The organism is Rhodococcus sp. G-MC3, from assembly GCF_030063335.1.
Classification (GTDB): Bacteria; Actinomycetota; Actinomycetes; order Mycobacteriales; family Mycobacteriaceae; genus Rhodococcoides.
Genome location: NZ_JASISW010000005.1, coordinates 215,581 through 239,381, shown reverse-complemented (window position 1 = coordinate 239,381; position 23,801 = coordinate 215,581). Strand labels below are relative to the sequence as shown.

Here is a 23,801-nt window from a genome sequence, read left to right as displayed (position 1 = left end):
AGCCGCGAAGCGGCATATCCTGCAACAACTTCGAATAGACCTCGGGAATCAGCCACGTGCTGCCTCCATGATTGCTACATCGACGTCGCGCCCTTCGGCCCGCGCCATCGAGGTCGCTTCCAGCACTCGCTGATAGTCGACGGGCATGATCTTGGTGAACAACGCCGACCTACGTGGCCAGTCGGCCAGTAGCGAGGCCGCCACCGCGGATCCGGTCCAGACCCGGTGCCGGTCGACGGTGTCGCGCAACCACGTCAGGTCGTCGGGATCCGGCTTTTGGAGAGCGACCATGGCCATGTTCACTTTGCTCTCGTCGAGTCCGAGGACATAGGCGATTCCGCCGGACATTCCGGCTGCCATGTTGCGGCCGGTCGGTCCGAGTACGACAACGCGGCCACCCGTCATGTACTCGAACGCGTGATCGCCGACGCCCTCGTTGACAGCGATCGCTCCCGAGTTGCGGACCGCGAACCGCTCGCCGACCCGTCCCCGCAAGTACACCTCACCCGCGGTAGCGCCGTACAGAATGGTGTTCCCGGCGATGACGTTGTCCTCGGCCACGAACTTCGCCTCCGGCGACGGCCGCACAACGACACGGCCGCCCGAAAGTCCCTTGCCAACATAATCGTTGGTGTCACCGATGAGATCGATGGTGATCCCTGCGGGCAGGAACGCACCGAGCGACTGGCCAGCGGATCCGGTCAGTTCCACACGAATGGTGTCGTCGGGAAGTCCGTTGCCGCCGTACCGTCTGGTCACTTCCGACCCGAGCAGCGTTCCGACGGTTCGGTTGACGTTGCGAACAGGCAACTCGAGCTTCACCGGATGCGCATCTTCGAGCGCCCCCTCGGCCAGCTGAATCAGAGTGCGGTCCAGTGCGAGATCCAGACCGTGGTCCTGCTCCCTCAGGCGCCTGCGCTGCGTCATCGGAGCCCCGTGCTGGTCCGTCGGCATCGCGAAGATCGGCGACAGATCGAGACCTTTGCTCTTCCAGTGCGCCACGCCTACCGAGGTCTCCAGTGCATCCGCGTGGCCGACTGCCTCGTCGATACTTCGGAAACCCAGCTGCGCGAGATACTTTCGTACGTCCTCGGCGACGAATCGGAAGAAGTCCTCCAAGAACTCGGGCTTACCGGTGAAGCGCTTGCGCAGTTCGGGGTTCTGCGTCGCCACACCGACGGGACAGGTGTCGAGGTGGCAGACACGCATCATGATGCAGCCCGCAACGATGAGCGGCGCAGTGGAGAAACCGAACTCCTCGGCCCCGAGCAGGGCAGCGACGATGACATCGCGCCCAGTTCGAAGCCCACCGTCGCACTGGACGGTGATTCGATCTCGAAGTCCGTTCAGTACCAACGTTTGCTGTGCGTCTGCCAGACCGATCTCCCACGGCGCACCGGCATGCTTGAGCGAGGTCAGGGGCGCCGCGCCCGTACCACCGTCGTAACCGGAGATGAGCACGACATCGGCGTGCGCCTTGCTCACACCCGTGGCAACCGTTCCGACACCGACGGAACTGACCAGTTTGACGTGGACGCGCGCATTTTCGTTGGCGTTCTTCAAATCGTGGATCAACTGAGCGAGATCTTCGATGGAGTAGATGTCGTGGTGCGGCGGAGGCGAGATCAATCCGACGCCTGGCGTCGAATGTCGGGTCTTGGCCACCCACGGGTAGACCTTGTAGCCCGGCAATTGACCACCTTCACCGGGTTTTGCTCCTTGTGCCATCTTGATCTGGATGTCGGTCGCATTGACGAGGTAGTCACTGGTCACACCGAATCGACCGCTGGCGACTTGTTTGACTGCACTTCGACGGGACTTGTCGTACAGGCGGTCTGTGTCCTCGCCGCCCTCCCCCGAGTTGGAGCGTCCGCCGAGGTTGTTCATCGCGACGGCCATCGTCTCGTGTGCCTCTGCGGAGATGGAACCGTAACTCATCGCTCCAGTGTTGAACCGGGTCACGATCGAATCCGCCGATTCCACCTGGTCGAGCGGCACGGGTTGACGCAGTCCCTCTTTGAACTCGAACAGACCACGCAGAGCGCCGCCTTCGCGAGCGAGTCGGTCGACCTCGCTGCTGTACTTCTGGAAGACGTCGTAGCGGCCGGTACGGGTCGCGTGCTGCAGCAGGAATACGGTCTCCGGGGTGAACAAGTGGAGTTCACCCTCGCGCCGGAACTGGTACTCCCCACCGATGTCGAGGCGGCGATGCACACGGTCGGTCGGATTCTCCGGGTATGCGCGGCGGTGGCGCATTTTCACTTCCTCCGCCAATACGTCGAGTCCGACACCGCCGAGCTTGCTGACGGTGCCCTTGAAGTATTCCCGGACGACCTCCCGGTCCAGCCCGATCGCCTCGAATACCTGCGCGCCGGTGTAGGAACCAACCGTGGAGATGCCCATTTTCGACATCACCTTCAGTACACCTTTGCCTAGCCCGTACAGATAGTTCCGCACCGCAGCCGCGGATTCCACGCCGGTGAGTTCGCCTTCGGCTACCAGATCCTCGATGGACTCCATCGCCAGATACGGGTTGACGGCTGCGGCACCGTAACCGATGAGCAGCGCCAAGTGGTGCACCTCGCGTGCGTCTCCGGACTCCACCACGAGGGCGACCTTGGTGCGTTCCTTCGTTCGAACCAGGTGGTGGTGCACTGCAGCCGTCGCCAACAGCGACGGGATCGGAGCGTGCGTGTGGTCGGAGTCGCGGTCGGAGATGATCAGCGTCCTGTAGCCCGCGGCGATCGCGTCGCTGGCTCGCCTGCGCAGCTCCTCGATTGCTTCTGCAAGACCTTCGTCGCCGCGCTCGACTTCATACAGGCCGCGGAGTACCGTCGCCGACAATCCAGGGTGGTCACCGTCGTGGTTGATGTGGATGATCTTGTTCAGTTCGTCGTTGTCGAGCACCGGCCACGGCAAGACGATCTGACGACAGGACGCCGCCGTCGGTTCCAGCAAATTCTGCTCAGGACCCATCACACGCGCGAGGGAAGTGACAATCTCCTCGCGAATGGAGTCGAGCGGAGGGTTGGTGACCTGCGCGAACAACTCGATGAAGTAGTCGTACAGCTGCTTGGAACGCTGCGAGAGTACCGCGGGAGGGGTGTCGGTGCCCATGGAGCCCAACGGTTCTCCGCCCGACGCGGCCATCGGCGTCAGCACCACCCTCAGGTCTTCCTCTGTGTAGCCGAACGCCACCTGCCGACGGACAACCGAATCGTGGTTGTACTGAACGTGCGCGCGCTCGGGCAGGCTCTTGATCTCGAGCAGGCCGGCGTGCAGCCATTCCTGGTACGGATGCTCCTGTGCCAGCTGAGTTTTGATCTCGGCATCCGGAACGACCCGACCCGCCGCGGTGTCGACGAGGAACATCTTCCCCGGCTCGAGCCTGCCCTTCGCCACGACCTCGGACTGCGGCACGTCGAGTACGCCCGCCTCACTCGCGAGAATGATTCGCCCGTCGGATGTCTGCCACCAGCGACCGGGGCGAAGGCCGTTCCGATCGAGAACAGCTCCGACGTAGGCGCCGTCGGTGAATGTCACGCAGGCCGGACCATCCCAGGCCTCCATGATCGACGCGTGGAACTGATAGAACGCACGGACATCGGGTTCCATGCTCTGGTGGTTCTCCCACGGCTCGGGAACCATCATCATCACCACGTGCGGCACACTCCGACCGCCCAGATGCAGCAGTTCGAGAACCTCGTCCAGCGACACGGAGTCCGAACCCTCGGGGTTGCAGATGGGGTACAGGCGTTGCAGATCGCCGGGAATCAGTGTGCTGGAGAGCATCGCCTCACGGGCGCGCATCCGGTTTCGGTTGCCCTTGACGGTGTTGATCTCACCGTTGTGCGCGACGTACCGGTGCGGGTGCGCGAGTGGCCACGACGGGAAGGTATTGGTCGAGAAACGGCTGTGCACGATGGCAATTGCGCTCATGCACAACGGATTGCGAAGGTCGGGAAAGTACAGGGGAAGTTGCATCGTCGTCAACATGCCCTTGTAGACGATCGTGCGTGCCGACAGGGACGGGAAGAACAGTCCGGTGCCTGCCGCCTCGATCTCGGCAGTCACGCGCTCGGAACGTTTGCGCAGTGCATAGACGAGGCGATCGAGTTCCACGCCTCCAGGACGATGCCCGTCCACCGCGGGGGCAGCGATGTACAGGTACGACATGTGCGGCATACATCCGAGCGCAGTCAAGCCGATATCGGCCTTGTCGGGGTCGACCTCGACCTCGCGCCACCCCAGCACTTCGAGGCCCTCTTCTGCGGCAATCGACTCGACGCGGCCGACGGCTGCGGTGCGCTCACGCACGCCCTGCGGAAGGAAGCAGACTCCGGCCGCGAACGTGTTACTGCCGTCCGATGTGGGTTCTGGAAGCGGAAAATCGGCGAGGGCAGCCAAGAGCTCGACCGGAAGCTGCAGGAGGATGCCCGCTCCGTCACCGCTGTTGGGCTCCGCGCCCGCTGCTCCGCGGTGCTCTAGGTTCTCGAGAGCCAGTACCCCGTCCGCGACGATGCCGTGTGATCGCCGTCCGGCAATATCGGCGATCATCGCAACACCGCACGAGTCCTGCTCGTGCGACGGGTCGTACAGCCCCTGCGCCGCCGGAATCTGTGAGAACAGCACGTCGGCCACCTCCCTCTCGGCCAGGGAGTAGCCATCGAGCGCACAGCGCCTCACAGGGCGCCGTCACGATTCTCGGCAACTCCGCTAGCGACCAGCTCCGACGACCATTTTATGCTCGCCGACCACTGTTGTTTCACTGAACGGGTTTACCGGGACAACTCTGGCCCGCGAAGGAATTCGATCATCGACCGAATGGTGGGAGCCTACCGCAGGCCTTGACAAGCAGGACAATCGTGGGATTCCCGACACATCGTTTTCGATCGATTCATCAGTCCCGCAAGGGCCGGCCGTGCTCGTCGCGAACGCTCCCGGTGAGCATCATGATGCCGTCGATCAGCGGCCAGATCCCGCCGATCCCGCACGTCAGCCAGGTCACGGCGATCTGCGCGACTGCGATGCCCGGCTGATTGAGGTAGAAACGCCCAGCACCGAATGCACCGAGCAGAATTCCCAGCAACCCGCCCGTCAGCTTGGACTTGTCCGACAACGGCTCGCCCGTAATCGGATGCCTCCCGTACGGCGCCATCGGATCCACGCCGTACGGTCCGCCCTGGTAGCCGCCGTAGAACGGCTGCGGCGGATATCCCGGCGGTGGCCCGTACCCCCCTTGCGGTCCACCGGACTGATACCCGGGCGGTGGGTAGCCTTGGGGGTTGCCCGGCTGTCCCTGACTATCCGGTTGCCCGGCATTGCCGGGGTAGGGGTACCCCTGGTTCGATTGGTCGTATGGTCCGGACTGGGGATAGTTGGCATCTGGTGGGCCGTAGACAGGGCCTGCCCCATAAGTAGGGCCTGCACCGTAACCGGGCGCCGAGCCGACTCCCCCAGATTCCGGAAGGCCCGGTGATTTGTCGAAGCTGATGGTCGACGACTCTCCAGCCGACGACTCCCCTGCCGTCGGCTGCCCGAAACCTGCGGTGGGTGGTGGGTAACTCGGAGACTCGCCCCAACCAGGACCGTTACCGATCCCGGAGTGAACGTCCCAGCCAGGCCCGGAACCGGATCCTGAGCCCGTCGCACCTGTGACCGGGCCTGTCTCCGAAGTCGCAGGCGGCTCTGACAAGGACGCCTCAGCGGTCGCGTCATAATCGAAGGGCGACGAGAACTCCGGGGGCGAATCAGCGTTGGTGGGGTCTGAACTGTCGCCGGGATTCTTCTCTGGCTCGGTCACCGTGCGCTCCTCGAAATGGTCGGGCGGACATGAGCGACGTCAGCTGGGATCAGCCTTGTCATTTGCCTTTGTCAGTTACGGCTTGTCAGTTTCGGTTTGTCAGATTCGCAGTGTACGTCCATGTCCATCCTCCACGCTGCCGACGAACGCCGAGGTTCGGAGCAGCGCCGACACATCCGGTTACTTCGACAACGCGGGCTTGTGACGCCGGGCCGTAGCGATCAACCACGCTCGGTGTCGTTCTCGGTCGACGCGACGGAGTCGGCTCCCCCGCTGACGGTCTTGTCGTCGGTACCGGCTTTGCCGGCCACTTCACTGGACTCCGAGTTCTGCGCAACAGGGTGACCGTCGACGCTGTCGCCGTCGGAAACGAGGGATGCTGGATCCTCGCGCCCCTTCTTCGCCAGAACGAAATACAGGACCGCGAGCACGAACACGATGGCAGAGGTGAAGGTGTTGACGCGTATCCCGGCGATATGGGTGGCGTAGTCGTCGCGAAGCAACTCCACCCAGAAACGTCCAGCACAGTAACCTGCCACGTAGAGGGCGAACAATCGACCGTGTCCGATCATGAACCGTCGGTCCACGAGAACGAGCACCACGACGACCGCGAGACTCCAGAGGAGTTCGTAGAGGAAGGTCGGGTGAACAATCTTCTCGAGAACCCCCGTCGACACCCCGGTCAGCGGGTCCACGCGGCCGGCGTCGTTGACGCGCTCGAAGATTTCGAGACCCCACGGCTCGGTGGTTTCCCTGCCGTACAACTCTTGGTTGAAGTAATTGCCGATTCGGCCGATCGCCTGCGCCAGGAGAATCGGTGGACCTACCGCATCACCGAAAGCGGGGAGCGGAATACCGCGTCGCCGACACGCGATCCACGCACCCACACCGCCGAGGAGTACTGCGCCCCAAATGCCGAGGCCGCCTTCCCATACCTTCAACGCGCGGACAGGGTCTCCACCGGGACCGAAGTACGTGGACCAGTCGGTGGCGACGTGGTAGAGCCGACCGCCGAGCAAACCGAACGGAACCGCCCAGACGGCCACGTCGAGAACTGTGCCCTTGGTGCCGCCGCGCGCAACCCACCGACGATCGCCCCACACGATGGCGGTGATGATCCCGATGATGATGAACAAGGCGTACGCACGGAGAGCAAGCGGTCCGAGAAACCAGACTCCTTGCGGCGGACTCGGGATATAGGCGAGAACCGCAGTCGATGACGAGACAGCAGTCGATGACGAGAAGTCAGGGATCACGACGCCACGTTAGCCGACCGGACGCCCTCGGCGAGTTCGTCGGTGAGCTCGGCGACGGCCGCGATACCGTTGCCGGCTGCGGTCACCAGCGCCGAACCGACGATGACCGCGTCGGCGTACTGCGCGATTTCAGCTGCTTGCGCGCCGGATCTGACACCGAGACCGACACCGACAGGAATATCGGAGTGTGTGCGGATCCGCGCGGTCAACGCAGGGGCCATCGAGGACACCGCGTCGCGTGCACCGGTCACGCCCATGGTCGATGCGGCGTAAACGAATCCGCGGCTCGCCGCGAGCGTGCTGGCTATTCTTTCCTCGGTCGAGGAGGGTGCGACAAGAAAAATGCGATCGAGGTCGTGTGCATCGGACGCCGCAATCCACTCGCCAGCCTCGTCCGGAATCAGATCCGGGGTGATGATTCCGAGACCGCCCGCGCTCGCCAGGTCACGCGCGAACTTGTCGACCCCGTAGCGCAACACAAGGTTCCAATACGTCATCACGACTGCCTTACCGCCGGCCGCCGACACCCTTTCCACCACAGTGAAGACGTCGCGCACTTTCGCGCCCGCGCGCAGTGCGGTATCGGCAGCGGCCTGGATGGTCGGGCCGTCCATGACGGGATCGGAGTAGGGAATTCCGACCTCGACGATGTCGCAGCCGGACTTCACCATTGTCTCGAACACCTCGATCGACTTTTCGACCGTCGGAAAACCTGCCGGTAGATAACCGACGAGCGCTGCGCGGTTCTCGGCACGGCATGCCTCGAAAGTCGATGCAAGCCTGGACTTCTGTGCGGTCATGCCGGTTCACCCTTCTCGCCGTCCACGTGTGCATCCCCGTCGCCGTCCACGAGGCCGAACCACTCGGCGGCGGTGTCGACATCTTTGTCACCGCGACCGGAGAGATTGACCAGCACGATCGCGTCCTTGCCCAGTTCCTGACCCAGCTTCAGCGAACCAGCAATTGCATGTGCGGACTCGATGGCCGGAATGATCCCCTCGGTCCGACACAGCAAGCGAAACGCGTTCATCGCTTCCGTATCGGTGATGCCGCGGTACTCGGCCCGCCCGATGTCATGAAGGTACGAATGCTCGGGTCCGACACCCGGGTAATCCAAACCTGCAGAGATGGAATGAGATTCGATGGTCTGACCGTCTTCGTCCTGCAGCAGGTACGAGTACGTTCCGTGCAGCGCTCCCGGCGATCCGCCACTGATGGTGGCCGCGTGCCGTCCTGTTTCGACGCCGTCTCCTGCCGCTTCGAATCCCACGAGTCGAACCGACGGATCATCGATGAACGCATGAAATATGCCGATTGCGTTGGACCCTCCGCCGACACATGCGGCAATCGCGTCGGGCAGACGGCCGGTCGAGGCCAGAACCTGCTGGCGCGCTTCGAGACCGATGATGCGCTGAAAGTCGCGGACCATCGCCGGGAACGGGTGTGGTCCGGCCACGGTACCGAAGCAGTAATACGTGTCGTCCGCATGAGCTACCCAGTCCCGCAGTGCCTCATTGATCGCGTCCTTCAGTGTGCGCGACCCGGACGTGACAGCAACGACGGACGATCCGAGCAAGCGCATGCGCGCCACGTTCAGTGCCTGACGTACGGTATCGACCTCGCCCATGTAGACGACGCATTCGAGTCCGAGCAGTGCGCACGCGGTCGCGGTGGCGACACCGTGCTGACCCGCGCCGGTCTCGGCGATGATGCGCGTCTTGCCCATGCGCTTGGCGAGCAGCACCTGACCGAGGACGTTGTTGATCTTGTGAGAGCCCGTGTGATTCAAGTCTTCTCGCTTGAGAAGAATTCGAGCGCCACCGGCGTGTTCGGAGAGCCTGGTGGCTTCGAAGACGGGTGAAGGGCGTCCGGTGTAGTCACGCTGCAACCGATCGAGTTCGGACAGGAACTCGTTGTCGCTTCGTACCTTGTCGTAAGCGGAGGTGACCTCCTCGATCACTCCCATCAATGCCTCGGGAACGAATCGTCCACCATAGACACCGAAATGGCCACCGACGTCAGGATCGTGCTTACTACGGTCGGTCAACCCCAGGCTCGACTGAGGTAGATCGCCGCCTTTGAAACTGGGGCTCGATAGGTCGCTGCTCACCCGACCAGTCTGCCCCAACAGCCCTCGACCTCGACGATCGGGGCGCTGCTTTGCACAGCCTGCGGAGGGTGTCGTCTCAGCGGGCGGGTTTCGGGCACGAAGGGTGCGTGCCCGCGGTCACCAGGTCCGACACCGCAGTGCGCGGGTCGCCACTGGTGACAAGTCCTTCACCGACGAGAACGGCATCGGCGCCAGCGCCTGCGTAGGCGAGCAAATCCGCAGTGCCTCGTACGCCCGACTCGGCTACACGAATAACTTCACTCGGCAGTCCGGGCGCGATGCGCCCAAAACTGTCTCGATCGATCTCGAGAGTCTTGAGGTTGCGTGCATTGATCCCGATGACGGTTGCACCTGCTTCGAGAGCACGATCGGCTTCGGCTTCGGTGTGCACCTCCACCAAAGCGGTCATGCCGAGCGATTCCGTCCTGTCGAGAAGCGACGCAAGAGCGTGCTGTTCCAACGCAGCGACGATGAGTAAAATCATATCCGCACCGTGCGCGCGAGCTTCGTGGATTTGATAAGGGCCGACGATGAAGTCCTTGCGCAAGACCGGGATCGACACTGCTCGCCGCACCGCGTCCAGGTCTGCCAGCGAGCCGTTGAACCGGCGCTCTTCGGTGAGCACGCTGATGATTCTGGCGCCGCCGGCCTCATATGCCTGAGCCAAAGTTGCTGGATCACCGATCTCGGCGAGTGCGCCCTTCGACGGGCTTGCACGCTTGACCTCGGCGATGACACCGATACCGTCTTCATGCAGCGCTGCGGTTGCGTTCAGCGGAGCGGATGCCTTCGCGGCGGCTGCTTTCACGGAAGCGAAGTCGACCACCGATTCGCGCGCGGCGACGTCGGCTCGCACTCCGTCCAGAATCGAATCGAGAACAGTCATGGTGACCCGAGTCCTTTCCCATCGGTGACCTGATGTGACAAAACTCATCGAGGTCTCCCCTAGCGTAGTAGGGGCTTTCAGTCTTCTGATTTTCGGGTGCCGGACACATCTGTCGGGTCCTCCCCGGCATCGAGTGCGTCCCACAGCATTCTCTCGGTCAAGTCGTCCCCCTCCCCGTTTGCCTCGGCCCGCTCCGTTGCCGTCTTCGCGCGTCGCGCCGTTTCGTCACGTCGCGCTGCTGGAGCGTCGTACTTGGAAGACAGTACCTTCCGGGTGGTTGGTTTCCGTACCAACACGACGGCTGCAGCCAACGCGAGAAGAGCGCCGACCACCGCCAGTGCCGCGGGCAGCGCAAACGCCTGCGTCGACACGACCTCGGCCCTGCCCGGTAGGTCGGACAGGTCTGCAGCTTTGACGACCGAGACGTCCCCCACCAGCGCGTCCAGCGCTGGTATCGCTGCAGCGACGGCAACGAGCGCGACAAGAATTGCCACTACGCGCGATGCCCAACCACGAACCGCGAACGATGCTGCAACAGCAGCCACCAGAGCCAGGGCCAATGGAGTTCCCGCAGCAGCCCACGTGCTGCCGAGCAGGTCTGTCGACCGTTGTTCGCCGAGGCCGTCGGACGAGACGACGTGAACCCACGTCATCCGTGAACTACCCCACAAACACACCGCCCCGATCAGCAAGAAGGCGACAGCAATCGCCGACGCGCGCGATCGGCGCGCGGGCTGCGCGCCGGGTTCGGTGCTCGTCACCGGGTTTCACCGTCCACGGCCCTCAAAGTTTCCGCGGCTGCCACCGCGGAGAGAACCGCCATGGCCTTGTTTCGCGCCTCGGTATCCTCATATTCGGCAACCGAATCGGCGACGACGCCTGCCCCCGCCTGAACATAGGCCGTGCCGTCCTTCATCAGCGCCGTCCGGATTGCAATCGCCGTGTCGGCATCTCCCGCAAAGTCGAGGTACCCGACGATTCCGCCGTACACACCGCGCCTCGTCGGCTCCAGCTCGTCTATCAATTCCATCGCACGGACTTTGGGAGCGCCCGACAGTGTTCCCGCAGGAAAGCAGGCTTTGACGGCGTCGAGCGCGTGCTTGCCTTCCGCGAGGCGCCCGGTGACCGTCGACACGAGGTGCATGACGTGGCTGTAGCGCTCGATGTGCCGATAGTCGCTGACGCGAATCGTGCCCGGTGTGCAGACCCGACCGAGATCGTTGCGGCCGAGATCCACCAGCATCAGGTGTTCGGCATTCTCTTTCTCGTCGGCCAGGAGATCCTTCTCGAGAAGAACGTCCTCCTCCTCGGACTTTCCGCGCCACCGCGTGCCTGCGATCGGATGGGTCGTCGCTACACCGTCGACTACCGTCACGAGCGCCTCGGGGCTCGAACCGACGATCGAGAAGGCAGTCTCGTCATCCGCGCCGGGGACGTGCATCAGGTACATGTATGGGCTGGGGTTGGACGCGCGCAGCATGCGGTAAACGTCGAGTGGCTCTGCGCCGGTGTTCATCTCGAACCGCTGGGACAACACGACCTGGAAGGCTTCGCCTGCCTCGATCTCTCCGACTAGTTTTTCGACGTCGCGACCGAATCCCTCAGAGGTGCGCTGGCGACGAAAGTCGGGCTTCGGCTTGGCTACGGTGGACACCGTCGACGACGCAGGCTTCGCCAGGTCGGCGCACATTCGGTCGAGTCTGCGCACAGCGTCGTCGTATGCCTCGTCGACGCGATCGTCGGTACCGTCCCAATTCACCGCGTTGGCGATGAGCGTGATCGCACCCTCATGGTGATCGACGGCAGCCAGATCGGTCGCAAGCATCATGACCATTTCCGGGACACCGAGATCGTCCTGGGCGTGCTCCGGCAACTTCTCGATACGCCGAACCGCGTCGTATCCCAGGTAGCCCACCATTCCGCCCGTCAGCGGGGGCAGACCAGGCAGCCGTTCCGAACGGAGCAACTCCAACGTTCGGCCGAGAACCTCCAACGGATCGCCGCCGGACGGCACGCCTGCAGGAACGTTGCCACGCCACGCTGCCTCGCCGTCCACCGTCGTCAGAACCGCCGGAGTTCCGGCGCCGATGAAAGACCATCGCGACCATGAGCGACCGTTCTCCGCGGACTCGAGCAGGAATGTCCCCGGACGATTGCCGCCGAGCTTTCGGTAGGCCGACAACGGTGTTTCCGAGTCCGCGAGGACCTTGCGAACAACCGGAACTACACGATGTTCGGCGGCCAACGCCCGAAAGACTTCACGGGTCGTTGTCGACTCGGGGTCGACGCTCTTCTGTGCACCGGGCAGTGTGGTGATCTCGCCATGCATGCGCCCATCATCCCAGGCGCTGCCCCCGACTCTTACCGCGCGGTAGCCTCGCTGGCATGAAACAAGGTGCCAGCGTCCCCAACTTCACTCTCCCCGACCAGACCGGAACCCCGCGTTCCTTGGACAGCCTGCTCGCCGATGGACCGTTGGTTCTGTTTTTCTACCCCGGCGCCCTCACCCCGGGGTGCACCGCCGAAGCCTGCCACTTCCGAGATCTAGCTTCGGAGTTCAGCGCAGCAGGGGCGTCACGCGCAGGAATCAGTACCGACGCGGTCGCCAAGCAGGCCGAATTCGCCGACGTGAAGTCTTTCGACTATCCACTCCTCTCGGACGAGAGCGGCACCGTCGCAGCCCAGTTCGGTGTCAAGCGCGGACTTCTGGGCAAGCTGTCCCCGGTCAAGCGGTCCACCTTCGTGATCGACACCGATCGGACGATCCTCGACGTATTCAGCAGTGAGTTCCGCTTCGAAGCGCACGCCGATCACGCTTTGGAGTTTCTCCGCGGCCGGTCGAAGGCCTGACACTCGCCGTTGCGGTGCGTGTGAACCATCGTGCGAGTGAAACACTGTGGTGACTACAACCAACTGTGATGGGTCATCACGGTTGGTTGGCCCAACATCACGTGTGCTCGAAAGGAAGGCTCCGCCGAGATGGACGAGTCCTCGACCGATTCCGAACCTCGCTGGCTGAACGACGGCCAGCAAGCGGCATGGCGGTCGTTCGTCGCCATCGTCACTCGTCTGCCTGCTGCGCTGGACACACAGCTACAGCGAGACTCCGCGCTGACGCACTTCGACTATTTCGTGCTCTCGGTGTTGTCCGAGGACGAGAACCGTCGTATCCAGTTGCGTGATCTGGCGAAATTCGCCAACGCGTCCCTGTCGAGGCTTTCTCACGTCGTTACCAAGCTCGAAAAAGCGGGCTGGGTCCGGCGCGAAAGCATCACCGGAAGTCGTGGGTCGTATGCCGTACTCACCGACGCCGGGATGGACATCGTCCTCGGAGCTGCACCCGACCATGTTGCCACCGTGCAGAGCCTCGTGTTCGAAGGTCTGAACCAGGACCAGGTCGAACAACTGGGTGAACTCAGCGCCGCCATTCTGACTCAACTGGACAAGGGCATCGCCGAGGGCACAGGCAAAGCTTGAATCAAGGTGCCCACACCGATCGAGGATCGGTTCAGCCGAGAAGTACGTCGGAGTCGAAGCACGTATGGCTCCCGGTGTGGCAGGCCGCGCCTTCCTGATCGACGACGAGCAGGACGGTGTCGCCGTCACAGTCGAGCCGAACTTCGTGCACGTACTGGGTGTGACCGGATGTTTCACCTTTCACCCAGTACGCCTGACGCGACCGCGAGTAATAGGTTCCCTTGCGCGTCTCCAACGTTCGCGCCAGGGCCTCATCGTCCATCCACGCGACCATGAGGACGTCGCCGGAACTCCGTTCCTGCGCGACAGCACTGAAAAGGCCTGCCTCGTTGCGCTTGAGGCGGGCAGCGATCGCCGGATCGAGACTCATGTGTCCGTTATACCTTCCTCGCACCGACACCGTCGACGCAGATTGCTGGCGGTGAAATACGGATTGCTGGCGGGAAACACGGTGGGCCCCGTCAGCGCACGATGATGCCGTCAGCGCGCATCGCATCCTTGACCTGCGCAATACTCAGATCACCGAAGTGGAAGACACTAGCTGCCAGGACCGCATCGGCGCCTGCGGCAACCGCTGGCGGAAAGTGCTCGACGGCACCCGCCCCGCCGCTCGCGATGACCGGAACATGCACTGCAGCCCGGACTGCGGCGATCATCGGCAGATCGAAACCGGCCTTGGTGCCGTCGGCATCCATCGAGTTCAGCAGAATCTCGCCGACGCCCAGCTCTGCTCCGCGCCTGGCCCACTCGACTGCGTCGATACCCGTGCCACGTTTACCGCCGTGCGTGGTGACTTCCCAGCCCGACACCGTGTCCTTTTGACCGTCCGGGACAGTCCTGGCGTCCACGGACAGGACGATGCACTGCGAACCGAACCGCTCACTCATCTCGCGCAGCAGCTCCGGCCGCGCGATGGCAGCGGTGTTGACACTGACCTTGTCCGCGCCGGCGCGGAGTAGCCGATCGACGTCCTCGACGGTTCTGACACCGCCGCCCACCGTCAACGGAATGAAGACCTGCTCGGCGGTACGGCTCACGACGTCGAGCATCGTTCCCCGATCCGATGTCGATGCCGTCACGTCGAGGAACGTCAATTCGTCTGCGCCCTGAGCGTCGTACAACGCGGCGAGGGCAACGGGGTCGCCCGCATCACGCAGGTTTTCGAAGTTGACGCCCTTCACTACTCGCCCGGCGTCGACGTCGAGACACGGAATCACTCGCACAGCGACCGTCATCGAACTCGTCCTTCCAGAAAGTCTGCGGGGTCACCCAGATCGGTGATCACGGAAAGCAATTGCTCGTGCGCTCTCGGCGAGGCCGCAAGAACCGATCCGGAGTCGATGGTCCACGGCTCTCCGGCAAGATCGGTGACGACACCGCCCGCCGATTGCACCAGCAGAGCCCCGGCCGCGTTGTCCCACGCACGATGGCCGAACACGACGCATCCACCCAGCACTCCACTCGCGGTATAAGCCAAGTCGATACCGGTTGCACCGTGCATACGCAGACGAGAAGACACCCGTGACAATTCTTCGAGTATCCGTAGCCGGTACACACCGGGGGTACGGCCCTTGCTCTCGATGTTGAACGCGCCGAAGCCGATCATCGAATCGGAAAGCTCCCGATCGGTAAGAGCAGGAACGGCGTCACCGTTGAGATACACAGGGCCGCCGACGGCAGCGGTGAACCGCTGATTCACCAGCGGCAACCACGTCAGGCCGGCCACTGGGACCCCGTCGTCCAGCAACGCCAACAGTGTTCCGGCAGAAGGTAATCCGGCCGAATAGTTGAAGGTGCCGTCGATCGGATCCAGCACCCATAGAGCACCATCATGTAGGTCGGGCCCGCCGAATTCTTCGCCGTGCACCGGAATTCCGGTCAGCTCGAACAACTCGGCGGTGAGTCTCTTCTCCAGTTCGAGGTCCACCGCCGTCGCGAAGTCGTCGGGGCCCTTCTGCACTGCGCTCGGGGCGCCGACACCTGCGACGAATCGGTCGCCGGTGTCATCGAGCAGCCGAGCGGCGATCTCGACCAACCGTTGTGGATCTTCAGCCAGGGTCATATCTCCGCGACTATCCGGACACTGCCGCGAGCGCATCGGGCAAGGTGAATCGCCCCGCGTACAAGGCCTTGCCGACGATGGAACCCTCGACGCCCAGATCGACGAGCTCGGCGATTGCTCGCAGATCGTCGATGGTGGACACGCCTCCCGACGCGATGACAGGCTTGTCCGTTTTTCCGCACATCTGACGCAACAGGTCAAGGTTCGGCCCGGTCAACGTTCCGTCCTTGGTCACGTCGGTGACGACGTACCGGGAGCAGCCGTCACGCTCCAGCCGTTCGAGAACGTCCCACAGATCTCCGCCGTCGCTGACCCACCCCCGCCCACGCAGACGGTGCTGGCCTTCGACGATCAACACATCGAGCCCGACTGCCACGCGGTCTCCGAACTCGCCGATAGCGCGCGAGCACCACTCGGGGTCTTCCAGGGCAGCGGTTCCGAGATTGACACGCGCACAACCTGTTGCGAGAGCCGCGCGGAGTGCGTCGTCGTCGCGAACGCCGCCGGACAGTTCGACCTTCACATCGAGTTCCCCCACGACGTCCGCGAGGAGTTCACGGTTGGACCCGCGGCCGAACGCTGCGTCGAGGTCGACAAGGTGAACCCACTCGGCGCCGTCATTCTGCCAGGCGAGGGCCGCGTCCCGAGGGGAACCGTACTTCGTTTCGCTTCCTGCCTCTCCTTGAACCAGACGGACAGCTTCGCCACCTGCGACATCTACAGCAGGCAATAAGACCAGGCTCACGTGCACTTATGCTACTGGCACCGCGGACGTGGAGATCGGTCAGGGTCGCTCGTGCGGGCCGTCGCTGCCCTCGCCGAGACCTCGCCGCGTCATGCGAGTCGACACGATACCCATCACGGTGATCGCGAGAGCGACTCCTACCGCCACGATCAGCAGACCGATGCCTGGCCCCGGCCGGACGAGGGCGACGACCGCCGTGGTGAGCGCCAACACCAACGTCGCGCTTCCGAGTGCAGCCAAAGCGAGACGACCGAACGAGAATTCCCGGTCGGTCACCGTCACACGCTCACAGCGCGTCGACCCAGTTCTTCAGCAGCTCGGCTCCCGCGTCACCGGACTTCTCCGGGTGGAACTGCGTGGCGGACAGAGGCCCGTTCTCGACGGCGGCGAGGAAGTCGCCACCGTGATCGGCCCAGGTCAGCAATGGAGGCGGAAGCGTGTCGGAGACGTCCATTTCCCACTTCTGTGCCGCGTAGGAATGTACGAAGTAGAAGCGGGTGTCGGCATCGATACCGTCGAAAAGCACGCTTTTCTCCGGCGCGCGGACGGTGTTCCATCCCATGTGAGGGAGCACGTCTGCCTGTAGGCGTTCGACGGTGCCCGGCCACTCACCGCAGCCGTCCGCCTCGACGCCGAATTCGACGCCTCGGTCGAACATGATCTGCATGCCGACACAAATGCCCAACACCGGACGTCCGCCTGCCAAACGCTGTCCGATGATTCGTTCACCTTTCACCGCCCGAAATCCCTCCATACACGCGGCGAACGCGCCGACCCCTGGGACGACCAGACCGTCGGAAGCAAGTGCCAGTTTGGTATCGGAGGTGACGGTGACGTCGGCGCCGACGCGGTCGAGCGCTCGCTTGGCGGAATGCAGGTTGCCCGAGCCGTAATCCAGCAGTGCCACAGACTTCATAAGGCGAGTCTATCCGGACCGAATCGACTCGTGATCGAGACCACCGCCGCCATCACGAGTGCAACCGCAGCGGCCATTGCGAAACCCGCGGTGTAGCCGACGGTCCCGACAATGACGCCGAGTGCCATTGCACCTGCGCCGGTACCCGCGTCGAAACCGATGTTCCATGCCGCGCTGGCGTGACTGTATCGCTCCGGCCCTGCAGCGTGGAACGTCATGACCAAGCTGTCGTTCTGGGTGGCTCCGTACCCGATACCGAAAGCGATTGCGGCGGCGAAGAACACTGACGCCGCGTTGGTTCCCGACACGGCGAAAGCAAAGAGCACTACTCCGGCGGACACCAGAACGAGGGCTGGAGCGAGGGAGCGACCGATCCCGAATCGATCCGCGACGGCGCCGGCTCCGTAGCGGCCGACCAGCATCGATCCGCTGATCACCGACAACGCGATACCGATCATCGATGCACGGCCGGACTCCGCGATCGGCAGCAGGCTGGACAGTCCCCCGAACGAGGCCGACGCCGCCGCGACGGCGAGGCACGGAACAACGAACCGGCGCGCTGCCGAACGAGTGTCGGCGGCGGCGCGCTTGGGCGGAGCCACCGGCCGCGTCCTGGGAAGAAACGCGATGGCTATCAGGCCGAGCATCGGTACAACGGCACCCAACACGAACACCGACGAGGGCGACGAGGCGAACACCACGAGCCCTAGCGGGAGCGTCACCATCTGAGCCAGCGCAACTGCAATGCCCTGCGCTCCCGTCGCTCGACCCAACTGCTCCGGGGGTGCCAATTCGGCCACCAGGGCTGCGCCCGCGACTGTCAGCAGCCCGAAACCGATGCCCCGAACAGCAGAAATAGACAGCGCCGCAACAACATCGACAGAGAGTAGGAACAGCACGGCCGGTAGGCCGAGGAACAAGCACCCGGCCGCAAGTACGAGCCGATGACCGAACCGAATCAGCAACCGTGGCACGAACAACTGAGTCAGCACCGTCGTCGCCATGAAGATCGCGGTGCTCGCGCCCGCGACGGCGTCGGATCCGCCGGCGACGGAGACAGCCAACGGCACGACAGGAAGCAGAAGTCCCCAGCCGCCGAACGCCGCAGCGCCCATCGCCATCGCCGCGGGAAGTCCGCGTATGGACAGCAGTGACCTCAAGCGAACGTCACAGACTGCCCTTGGTGGACGGGATCCCGGTAACCCGAGGATCGAATTCGACTGCCTGGCGAAGCGCCCGCGCGACCGCCTTGAACTCGGCCTCGGTGATGTGGTGCTGGTCGCGTCCGTACAGAACACGGACGTGCAACGCGATACGGGCATTCATGGCAATGGACTCGAACACGTGACGGTTGATGACGGTGGCATACGGGACGCCCGGGTACCCGCCGATGATGGAGTGCACCATGTAGTCCGGCTCTCCTGTATGCACGCAATACGGACGCCCTGATACGTCTACCGACGCATGGACCTGCGTCTCGTCCATCGGAATGAACGCGTCACCGAACCGCGTGATGCCCGACTTGTCACCGAGGGCCTGCCCGAGAGCCTGCCCGAACACGATCGCGGTGTCCTCGATCGTGTGATGCGCGTCGATCTCGATATCGCCCTTCGCGCGAACGGTGAGATCGAATTGCGCGTGGGTGCCGAGGGCCGTCAGCATGTGGTCGTAGAACGGCACTCCGGTCGAGATGTCGACCTGTCCGGTGCCGTCGAGATTCAACTCGACTGTGATGTCCGATTCCTTGGTCGCGCGCTCGATGCGTGCGATTCTCGGTGCCGTCGTCATGAGGTGGACTCCGCTTCTTCGGTGTTGTCGAGTTCTCGCGTAGTTTCGAGATCGGTCCGCACCAATGATGCGCTGACCTCGAGGAATCTGTCGTTTTCCGTCTCGAGACCGATCGTCGTGCGCAGGTAGCCGTCGATTCCGACGTCGCGAATCAACACACCGTCGTCGAGGTATCTCTTCCACGTTGCGGGTGCGTTCGAAAAGTGGCCGAAGAGCACGAAGTTGGCGTCACTCGGGATCACGTCGAATCCGAGTTCGGTCAGTCGCGCCATCACTCGGTCGCGCTCGGCGCTCAACCGAGCGACACTTCCGAGTGTCTCGGACGCGTGACGCAGCGCCGCAAGCGCGGCAGCCTGGGTGACGACCGAGAGGTGGTAGGGCAAGCGCACCAACAGCATTGCGTCCACCACGGCAGGCGCTGCGACGAGGTAGCCCAACCGACCGCCGGCGAACGCGAATGCTTTGCTCATCGTCCTGCTGACGACAAGCTTGCTCGGATACTCGGCAATCAGTCCGATTGCGCTCGGCAGCGCGGAGAACTCCGCGTACGCCTCGTCCAGTACGACGATGCCATTGGCAGCGTCGAGGATTCGGCGGAGATCGTCGGTGGGGATGCTGTGACCCGTAGGATTGTTCGGGCTCGTGACGAACACGACGTCGGGAGTGTGTTCCTCGATCGAGAGGAGTGCGCAGTCGATGTCGAGCGAAAAGTCCGCGCGTCGCATCGCTTCGACCCATTCCGTCTGCGTTCCCGACGAGATTATCGGGTGCATCGAGTACGAGGGCACGAACCCGAGCGAACTGCGACCCGGGCCACCGAACGCCTGAAGAAGCTGCTGCAGAATCTCGTTGGAGCCGTTGGCCGCCCACACATTCGAGACATCGACCTCGAATCCTGTCTGGCCTGTCAGATACTCGGCCAGTGCGGTTCGAAGTTCGATGGCATCACGATCGGGGTAACGGTGCAACTGCGCTGCAGCCAACCGCACCGACTCGGCGACGTCGTCGACAAGCGCCTTGGTCGGAGGATGCGGATTCTCGTTGGTGTTGAGCTGAACAGGCACCGTCAGTTGCGGGGCGCCGTACGCGGATTTTCCGCGCAAGCTGTCCCTGAGCGGGAGGTCGTCCAACGACACGTCATCGCCGAGGGCGTTCACGAGGACAACCCTTCGAAGCGAAGTCGGACGGCTTCCCCGTGGGCCGGAAGATCCTCCGCGTTGGCCAGTGCGATGACGTGGCGTGCAACATCTTTCAATGCCGACTCGGAATAGTCGACGACATGGATCCCCCGCAGAAATGTCTGCACACTCAACCCTGAGGAATGGCGGGCACAGCCCGCTGTCGGCAGGACGTGGTTGGACCCCGCGCAGTAGTCTCCCAGGCTGACGGGCGCCCATGCGCCCACGAATACCGCACCGGCGCTCCTGACCCGAGCCGCCACTTCGGCAGCGTTCTCGGTCTGGATCTCGAGGTGTTCGGCCGCGTAAGCGTTCACCACGGCCAGTCCCTGCTCGATGTCGTCGACCAGAATCGTGCCCGATTGCGCACCGGACAGTGCGGTCGTGACTCGCTTGGCGTGCTTGGTGAACTTCAATTGAGCGTCGAGCGCCACGTCGACGGCGTCGGCAAGTTCTGTGCTGGTGGTGACCAGGACGCTGGCGGCCATGACGTCGTGTTCGGCCTGACTGATCATGTCGGCTGCGACATGGAGGGGGTCAGCAGACGAGTCGGCGAGGATGGCGATCTCGGTGGGCCCCGCCTCGGAATCGATTCCGATGAGTGAACGGCACAGCCTCTTGGCTGCAGTGACGTAAATATTGCCGGGGCCAGTGATGAGATCGACGGGTTCGAGTTCGGAGCCATCGGTATCGGTGCCGCCGTAGGTCAACAAGGCGATGCCCTGGCCACCGCCGACAGCCCATACCTCTTCGACTCCCAGGAGCTGCGCTGCGGCAAGAATCGTCGGGTGCGGGAGACCATCGAAAGCGGCCTGCGGCGGCGACGCGACGACGAGCGATCCGACTCCTGCGGTTTGAGCGGGCACGACGTTCATGACGACCGACGAGGGGTATACGGCGTTGCCGCCCGGTACGTACAGCCCGACGCGCTCGACGGGTACCCATCGCTCGGTGACGGTTCCACCCGGTACCACCTCGGTGGTGGTGTCCGTTCGAACTTGGTCTGCGTGTACCAGTCGAGTGCGCGCAATGGCGACCTCTAGAGCCTCCCGGACTGCCGGGTCGAGTGTTTCGAGCGCCTCGGTAAGTGCCTCGGCGGGAACTCGAACGCGACTGGGTCGTACCCCGTCGAATTGCTCGCTGTAGTCGAGTGCAGCGTCGACGCCGCGGTCGCGTACTGCGTCCACCACAGGTCGAACCTGATGCAGCACCGCGTCGACATCCACTCCACCTCGCGGCAGCGCACCGCGTAGTTCCGCGGTGGATGGAGTTCGGCCGCGCAGATCAACGCGCGCGAGCTCGATGCGGGCAGGCATAGTTTTCCCTTCGACGAAGCATGGGGCTGTCACACCAGGATAGTTGGATACGAAACGGGCTACTGCCGCACGTCCCACAGATGGTGAACAGGGTCGTGCGCGTAGTACCGCGCAAGGCTGTCGACGGTGAATCGGGACCCGTCACTGCGCAGCCCCGCTCGCTGCCTCCGCGACTCCGGAACGCCGGCAAATGCGTCGGCCGCCGCATCCGCTGCCACTGCCAGTTCCTCGGCCACCACGGCAGGGTCCGATGAGTTGTACTTCTCCACTACTGCCGTCGCGTCCTGATCCCAGTTCGCAAACGTCGGGTTGTCCTCGGACAGGACCAGGCCGAGCCTGGTCAGGAATATCCGATGCACGTCGCGGACGTGCGCCGCGTATTCGAGTGGCGACCACGTCGACTCGTTCGGCCGCACGGACGCGTCGGGGCGAGCCAGAATAACCCGCCACGACTCGACATCGGCTCGAAGCAACGATGGAATCTCGTCGTAGTCGACCGATGCCGCGTCGAAACTGCAGTCGGGGCAGGTTTGCTGGAGGACCCAGGTCCAATTCTTCGAGTCGGGAACGATCGCCATGACCGGAAGACTAGAGCGTCGCGACAACAATTCGCGAGCGACTTTCTCGAGCGATCAAATCCCCAGCGAGCGAGCCAGCATGGGCCAGGAATTGTGAAGATCGTCCTGCCAGTAACCCCAGGAATGGGTGCCGACTCCCCGGAAATCGACCTGTGCCGGAATGCCGAGGCGATACAACTCCTTGGCCATGTTCGAGGTGCAGTAGTTCACCACGGCCTCGATACCTCCGCCGACCAGGAGCTGATCTGGAAACAGGCGTGCCTTACCCTCTTCGAAACGAGGGTTCAGCGGCGTGTCATTGGGGATTCCCGGTATACCGGTTCCAGTGCTCATGTAGATCTCGGTCCCGCGTAGCCTCTCGGCGTTGAGCAACGGGTCGTTTTGACGCCAGACCGGCCCGTCGAGGGGTCCCCACATGTTCTCGACGTTGCCGCCGCCATAGGTCTCGACGACGAGCTTGACGAATTGTTGAGCCAGCGGATCGGAGGTCTGTGCGCAACCGCTGTACGCAGCCACGCCCTTGTACAGACCCGGGTATGCGATCGCAAGATTGAGGACAGAGGTTCCCGACATCGACAGTGCGGCGATCGACTGTGTTCCATTGGTGTCGAACTGCGCATTGATCAACGGAGGCAGCTCCTCACCGAGGAACGTTTGCCACTTGTTGCGGCCCAGCACCGGATCGTCGCTCACCCAGTCCGTGTAGTACGACCACTTGCCCTGCTGCGGCGTGACCACGAACGCGTTCTTGTCACGGAAGAATTCGATCGAGTCGGTTTGCGATTGCCACGATGCGGAGTCCTCGCCGCCACCAGCTCCGTTGAGCAGATACAGAACGGGTCGTGCTACCGACCCGTCGGCAGGTGTCATGACCTGAACCGGAATGTTCTTGTCCATCGCGGCCGAGTAGATCTCCAGCTTCACCTGCCGGTCGTCGAGCGGCGCTATCGATACGATGTGCGACCCATCGGATGACACGGCCGACGAAACGGGCAAATCCTGCGCCGACGCCACGCTCGAACTCACCACAGATGGGGTGAGAACGCACAAGAGCGCCGCCGTTGCAGTGGCGATGGCTCGTTTTGTATCCAAGTCGTCCTCCGAGGCGTGTCTCATTACTTAGCTCGGCCTGCTTAGTTCGGCGAGAGTAGCACCCGGTTCAGGCGAGATGTGACAAAGAACTCGATCCGTTACGAGTACTTTTTGGAGAGTTTCTCCAGAGTCGACGCGATGCCTTTCGCGTTCTGCTGCGGCATTTTGAGAATCTCCAGCAACTTGGGCGCCTTGGCCGTGCCGTACTGGAACGCCTCGGTCACCGTCGTCACACCCGGTTGGCTTTCCTGAAATTCCCAACGCCACGTATGGCCCATCGGATGCTTCCATTCGATGACTTTGGTGCCTGCGCCGTCGACGAATTCAGTCACCGTGCTCGTGATTCGGTACGGCACGCCGTACTGCTTCATACCGAGCGAGAATTTGGCGCCCTTCTCCAGTCGCTGTGGACCCTTCACCGTGTCCTTCACTGTGCCCGAGCCATCCAACTCACCGTGACGATGCGGATTTGCGACGACCGCGAACAATTCGTCCGCCGAGGCGTGTACCTCGGTCTGTCGTGCGACTACTCGGCTGCCTTTGTTGATCGTTCTAATCGGATCCATCTCTACCCAGTACCCACGATCTTCGTAA

Annotated in this window: 23 protein-coding genes; 2 read left to right on the top strand and 21 right to left on the bottom strand. The window is 63.2% G+C overall.

The window, feature by feature from the left end; genetic code table 11:
• Positions 1-48 precede the first annotated feature (48 nt).
• The 8 genes from gltB to QMK17_RS07365 form a co-directional block, all read right to left on the bottom strand.
• Complete coding sequence (gltB, locus tag QMK17_RS07400; protein WP_283507899.1) at positions 49-4,632, bottom strand: glutamate synthase large subunit; 4,584 nt, start codon at positions 4,630-4,632, stop codon at positions 49-51.
• A gap of 268 nt (positions 4,633-4,900) precedes the next feature.
• On the bottom strand, positions 4,901-5,803 hold the full coding sequence (locus QMK17_RS07395) for a TM2 domain-containing protein (protein WP_283507897.1): 903 nt from the start codon (positions 5,801-5,803) through the stop codon (positions 4,901-4,903).
• Between the two features lie 221 nt (positions 5,804-6,024).
• Positions 6,025-7,059, bottom strand: coding sequence for a prolipoprotein diacylglyceryl transferase (gene lgt / locus QMK17_RS07390; RefSeq protein ID WP_442972705.1), 1,035 nt, complete (start codon positions 7,057-7,059; stop codon positions 6,025-6,027).
• Positions 7,056-7,859, bottom strand: coding sequence for a tryptophan synthase subunit alpha (trpA, locus tag QMK17_RS07385; RefSeq protein WP_283507896.1), 804 nt, complete (start codon positions 7,857-7,859; stop codon positions 7,056-7,058). The genes lgt and trpA overlap by 4 nt, the downstream gene beginning before the upstream one ends.
• Entirely contained in the window at positions 7,856-9,169 is a 1,314-nt protein-coding gene (trpB, locus tag QMK17_RS07380) for a tryptophan synthase subunit beta (RefSeq protein WP_283507894.1), read from the bottom strand. Before trpB ends, trpA begins: the two co-directional genes overlap by 4 nt.
• A gap of 76 nt (positions 9,170-9,245) precedes the next feature.
• A complete protein-coding gene (trpC, locus tag QMK17_RS07375; RefSeq protein ID WP_283507893.1) occupies positions 9,246-10,055 on the bottom strand; it encodes an indole-3-glycerol phosphate synthase TrpC in 810 nt (269 codons plus the stop codon).
• A gap of 77 nt (positions 10,056-10,132) precedes the next feature.
• Positions 10,133-10,816 (bottom strand): TIGR02234 family membrane protein, encoded by a 684-nt coding sequence (locus QMK17_RS07370; RefSeq protein WP_283507892.1) that lies wholly within the window; start codon positions 10,814-10,816, stop codon positions 10,133-10,135.
• The gene (locus tag QMK17_RS07365) at positions 10,813-12,384 is read right to left on the bottom strand and encodes an anthranilate synthase component I (protein WP_283507890.1); all 1,572 of its coding nucleotides are present in this window, start codon (positions 12,382-12,384) and stop codon (positions 10,813-10,815) included. The genes QMK17_RS07370 and QMK17_RS07365 overlap by 4 nt, the downstream gene beginning before the upstream one ends.
• A 56-nt stretch (positions 12,385-12,440) precedes the next feature.
• On the opposite strand from QMK17_RS07365, the gene QMK17_RS07360 reads away from it, so the two are divergent.
• The gene (locus QMK17_RS07360; RefSeq protein ID WP_283507888.1) at positions 12,441-12,905 is read left to right on the top strand and encodes a peroxiredoxin; all 465 of its coding nucleotides are present in this window, start codon (positions 12,441-12,443) and stop codon (positions 12,903-12,905) included.
• A 129-nt stretch (positions 12,906-13,034) separates the two neighbouring features.
• The gene (locus QMK17_RS07355; protein ID WP_283507887.1) at positions 13,035-13,532 is read left to right on the top strand and encodes a MarR family winged helix-turn-helix transcriptional regulator; all 498 of its coding nucleotides are present in this window, start codon (positions 13,035-13,037) and stop codon (positions 13,530-13,532) included.
• A gap of 31 nt (positions 13,533-13,563) precedes the next feature.
• Here QMK17_RS07355 and hisI read toward each other — a convergent pair whose 3' ends face one another.
• The 13 genes from hisI to QMK17_RS07290 form a co-directional block, all read right to left on the bottom strand.
• Positions 13,564-13,902, bottom strand: a complete 339-nt coding sequence (gene hisI / locus QMK17_RS07350; RefSeq protein WP_283507885.1) for a phosphoribosyl-AMP cyclohydrolase — start codon at positions 13,900-13,902, stop codon at positions 13,564-13,566.
• 91 nt (positions 13,903-13,993) lie between these two features.
• A complete protein-coding gene (hisF, locus tag QMK17_RS07345) occupies positions 13,994-14,767 on the bottom strand; it encodes an imidazole glycerol phosphate synthase subunit HisF (protein ID WP_283507883.1) in 774 nt (257 codons plus the stop codon).
• Positions 14,764-15,594 (bottom strand): inositol monophosphatase family protein, encoded by an 831-nt coding sequence (locus QMK17_RS07340; protein ID WP_283507881.1) that lies wholly within the window; start codon positions 15,592-15,594, stop codon positions 14,764-14,766. Before QMK17_RS07340 ends, hisF begins: the two co-directional genes overlap by 4 nt.
• Before the next feature lie 10 nt (positions 15,595-15,604).
• Complete coding sequence (gene priA / locus QMK17_RS07335) at positions 15,605-16,339, bottom strand: bifunctional 1-(5-phosphoribosyl)-5-((5-phosphoribosylamino)methylideneamino)imidazole-4-carboxamide isomerase/phosphoribosylanthranilate isomerase PriA (protein WP_283507879.1); 735 nt, start codon at positions 16,337-16,339, stop codon at positions 15,605-15,607.
• Between the two features lie 39 nt (positions 16,340-16,378).
• The gene (locus tag QMK17_RS07330) at positions 16,379-16,615 is read right to left on the bottom strand and encodes a hypothetical protein (RefSeq protein WP_283507877.1); all 237 of its coding nucleotides are present in this window, start codon (positions 16,613-16,615) and stop codon (positions 16,379-16,381) included.
• A 10-nt stretch (positions 16,616-16,625) separates the two neighbouring features.
• On the bottom strand, positions 16,626-17,255 hold the full coding sequence (gene hisH / locus QMK17_RS07325) for an imidazole glycerol phosphate synthase subunit HisH (protein ID WP_283507876.1): 630 nt from the start codon (positions 17,253-17,255) through the stop codon (positions 16,626-16,628).
• Positions 17,252-18,376: an MFS transporter gene (locus QMK17_RS07320; RefSeq protein WP_283508008.1), complete on the bottom strand. Its 1,125-nt coding sequence runs from the start codon at positions 18,374-18,376 to the stop codon at positions 17,252-17,254. The genes hisH and QMK17_RS07320 overlap by 4 nt, the downstream gene beginning before the upstream one ends.
• A 46-nt stretch (positions 18,377-18,422) precedes the next feature.
• Positions 18,423-19,043, bottom strand: coding sequence for an imidazoleglycerol-phosphate dehydratase HisB (gene hisB, locus QMK17_RS07315; protein ID WP_283507874.1), 621 nt, complete (start codon positions 19,041-19,043; stop codon positions 18,423-18,425).
• A complete protein-coding gene (locus QMK17_RS07310; protein WP_283507872.1) occupies positions 19,040-20,200 on the bottom strand; it encodes a histidinol-phosphate transaminase in 1,161 nt (386 codons plus the stop codon). Before QMK17_RS07310 ends, hisB begins: the two co-directional genes overlap by 4 nt.
• Entirely contained in the window at positions 20,197-21,537 is a 1,341-nt protein-coding gene (hisD, locus tag QMK17_RS07305) for a histidinol dehydrogenase (protein WP_283507869.1), read from the bottom strand. Before hisD ends, QMK17_RS07310 begins: the two co-directional genes overlap by 4 nt.
• A 59-nt stretch (positions 21,538-21,596) precedes the next feature.
• Entirely contained in the window at positions 21,597-22,115 is a 519-nt protein-coding gene (locus QMK17_RS07300) for a DinB family protein (protein WP_283507868.1), read from the bottom strand.
• A gap of 54 nt (positions 22,116-22,169) precedes the next feature.
• On the bottom strand, positions 22,170-23,231 hold the full coding sequence (locus QMK17_RS07295; protein ID WP_283507866.1) for an alpha/beta hydrolase: 1,062 nt from the start codon (positions 23,229-23,231) through the stop codon (positions 22,170-22,172).
• A 74-nt stretch (positions 23,232-23,305) separates the two neighbouring features.
• The gene (locus tag QMK17_RS07290) at positions 23,306-23,773 is read right to left on the bottom strand and encodes an SRPBCC family protein (protein ID WP_283507864.1); all 468 of its coding nucleotides are present in this window, start codon (positions 23,771-23,773) and stop codon (positions 23,306-23,308) included.
• Positions 23,774-23,801 lie beyond the last annotated feature (28 nt).

What these genes read in the sequence shown, in the direction of transcription:
- trpA (WP_283507896.1), bottom strand. Translation starts at nt 7,859, where the DNA reads ATGACCGCACAGAAGTCCAGGCTTGCATCGACTTTCGAGGCATGCCGT.
- trpC (WP_283507893.1), bottom strand. Translation starts at nt 10,055, where the DNA reads ATGACTGTTCTCGATTCGATTCTGGACGGAGTGCGAGCCGACGTCGCC.
- QMK17_RS07365 (WP_283507890.1), bottom strand. Translation starts at nt 12,384, where the DNA reads ATGCATGGCGAGATCACCACACTGCCCGGTGCACAGAAGAGCGTCGAC.
- QMK17_RS07360 (WP_283507888.1), top strand. Translation starts at nt 12,441, where the DNA reads ATGAAACAAGGTGCCAGCGTCCCCAACTTCACTCTCCCCGACCAGACC.
- QMK17_RS07355 (WP_283507887.1), top strand. Translation starts at nt 13,035, where the DNA reads ATGGACGAGTCCTCGACCGATTCCGAACCTCGCTGGCTGAACGACGGC.
- hisI (WP_283507885.1), bottom strand. Translation starts at nt 13,902, where the DNA reads ATGAGTCTCGATCCGGCGATCGCTGCCCGCCTCAAGCGCAACGAGGCA.
- hisF (WP_283507883.1), bottom strand. Translation starts at nt 14,767, where the DNA reads ATGACGGTCGCTGTGCGAGTGATTCCGTGTCTCGACGTCGACGCCGGG.
- QMK17_RS07340 (WP_283507881.1), bottom strand. Translation starts at nt 15,594, where the DNA reads ATGACCCTGGCTGAAGATCCACAACGGTTGGTCGAGATCGCCGCTCGG.
- hisH (WP_283507876.1), bottom strand. Translation starts at nt 17,255, where the DNA reads ATGAAGTCTGTGGCACTGCTGGATTACGGCTCGGGCAACCTGCATTCC.
- QMK17_RS07320 (WP_283508008.1), bottom strand. Translation starts at nt 18,376, where the DNA reads ATGGCGATGGGCGCTGCGGCGTTCGGCGGCTGGGGACTTCTGCTTCCT.
- hisB (WP_283507874.1), bottom strand. Translation starts at nt 19,043, where the DNA reads ATGACGACGGCACCGAGAATCGCACGCATCGAGCGCGCGACCAAGGAA.
- hisD (WP_283507869.1), bottom strand. Translation starts at nt 21,537, where the DNA reads ATGCCTGCCCGCATCGAGCTCGCGCGCGTTGATCTGCGCGGCCGAACT.
- QMK17_RS07300 (WP_283507868.1), bottom strand. Translation starts at nt 22,115, where the DNA reads ATGGCGATCGTTCCCGACTCGAAGAATTGGACCTGGGTCCTCCAGCAA.
- QMK17_RS07295 (WP_283507866.1), bottom strand. Translation starts at nt 23,231, where the DNA reads ATGAGACACGCCTCGGAGGACGACTTGGATACAAAACGAGCCATCGCC.
- QMK17_RS07290 (WP_283507864.1), bottom strand. Translation starts at nt 23,773, where the DNA reads ATGGATCCGATTAGAACGATCAACAAAGGCAGCCGAGTAGTCGCACGA.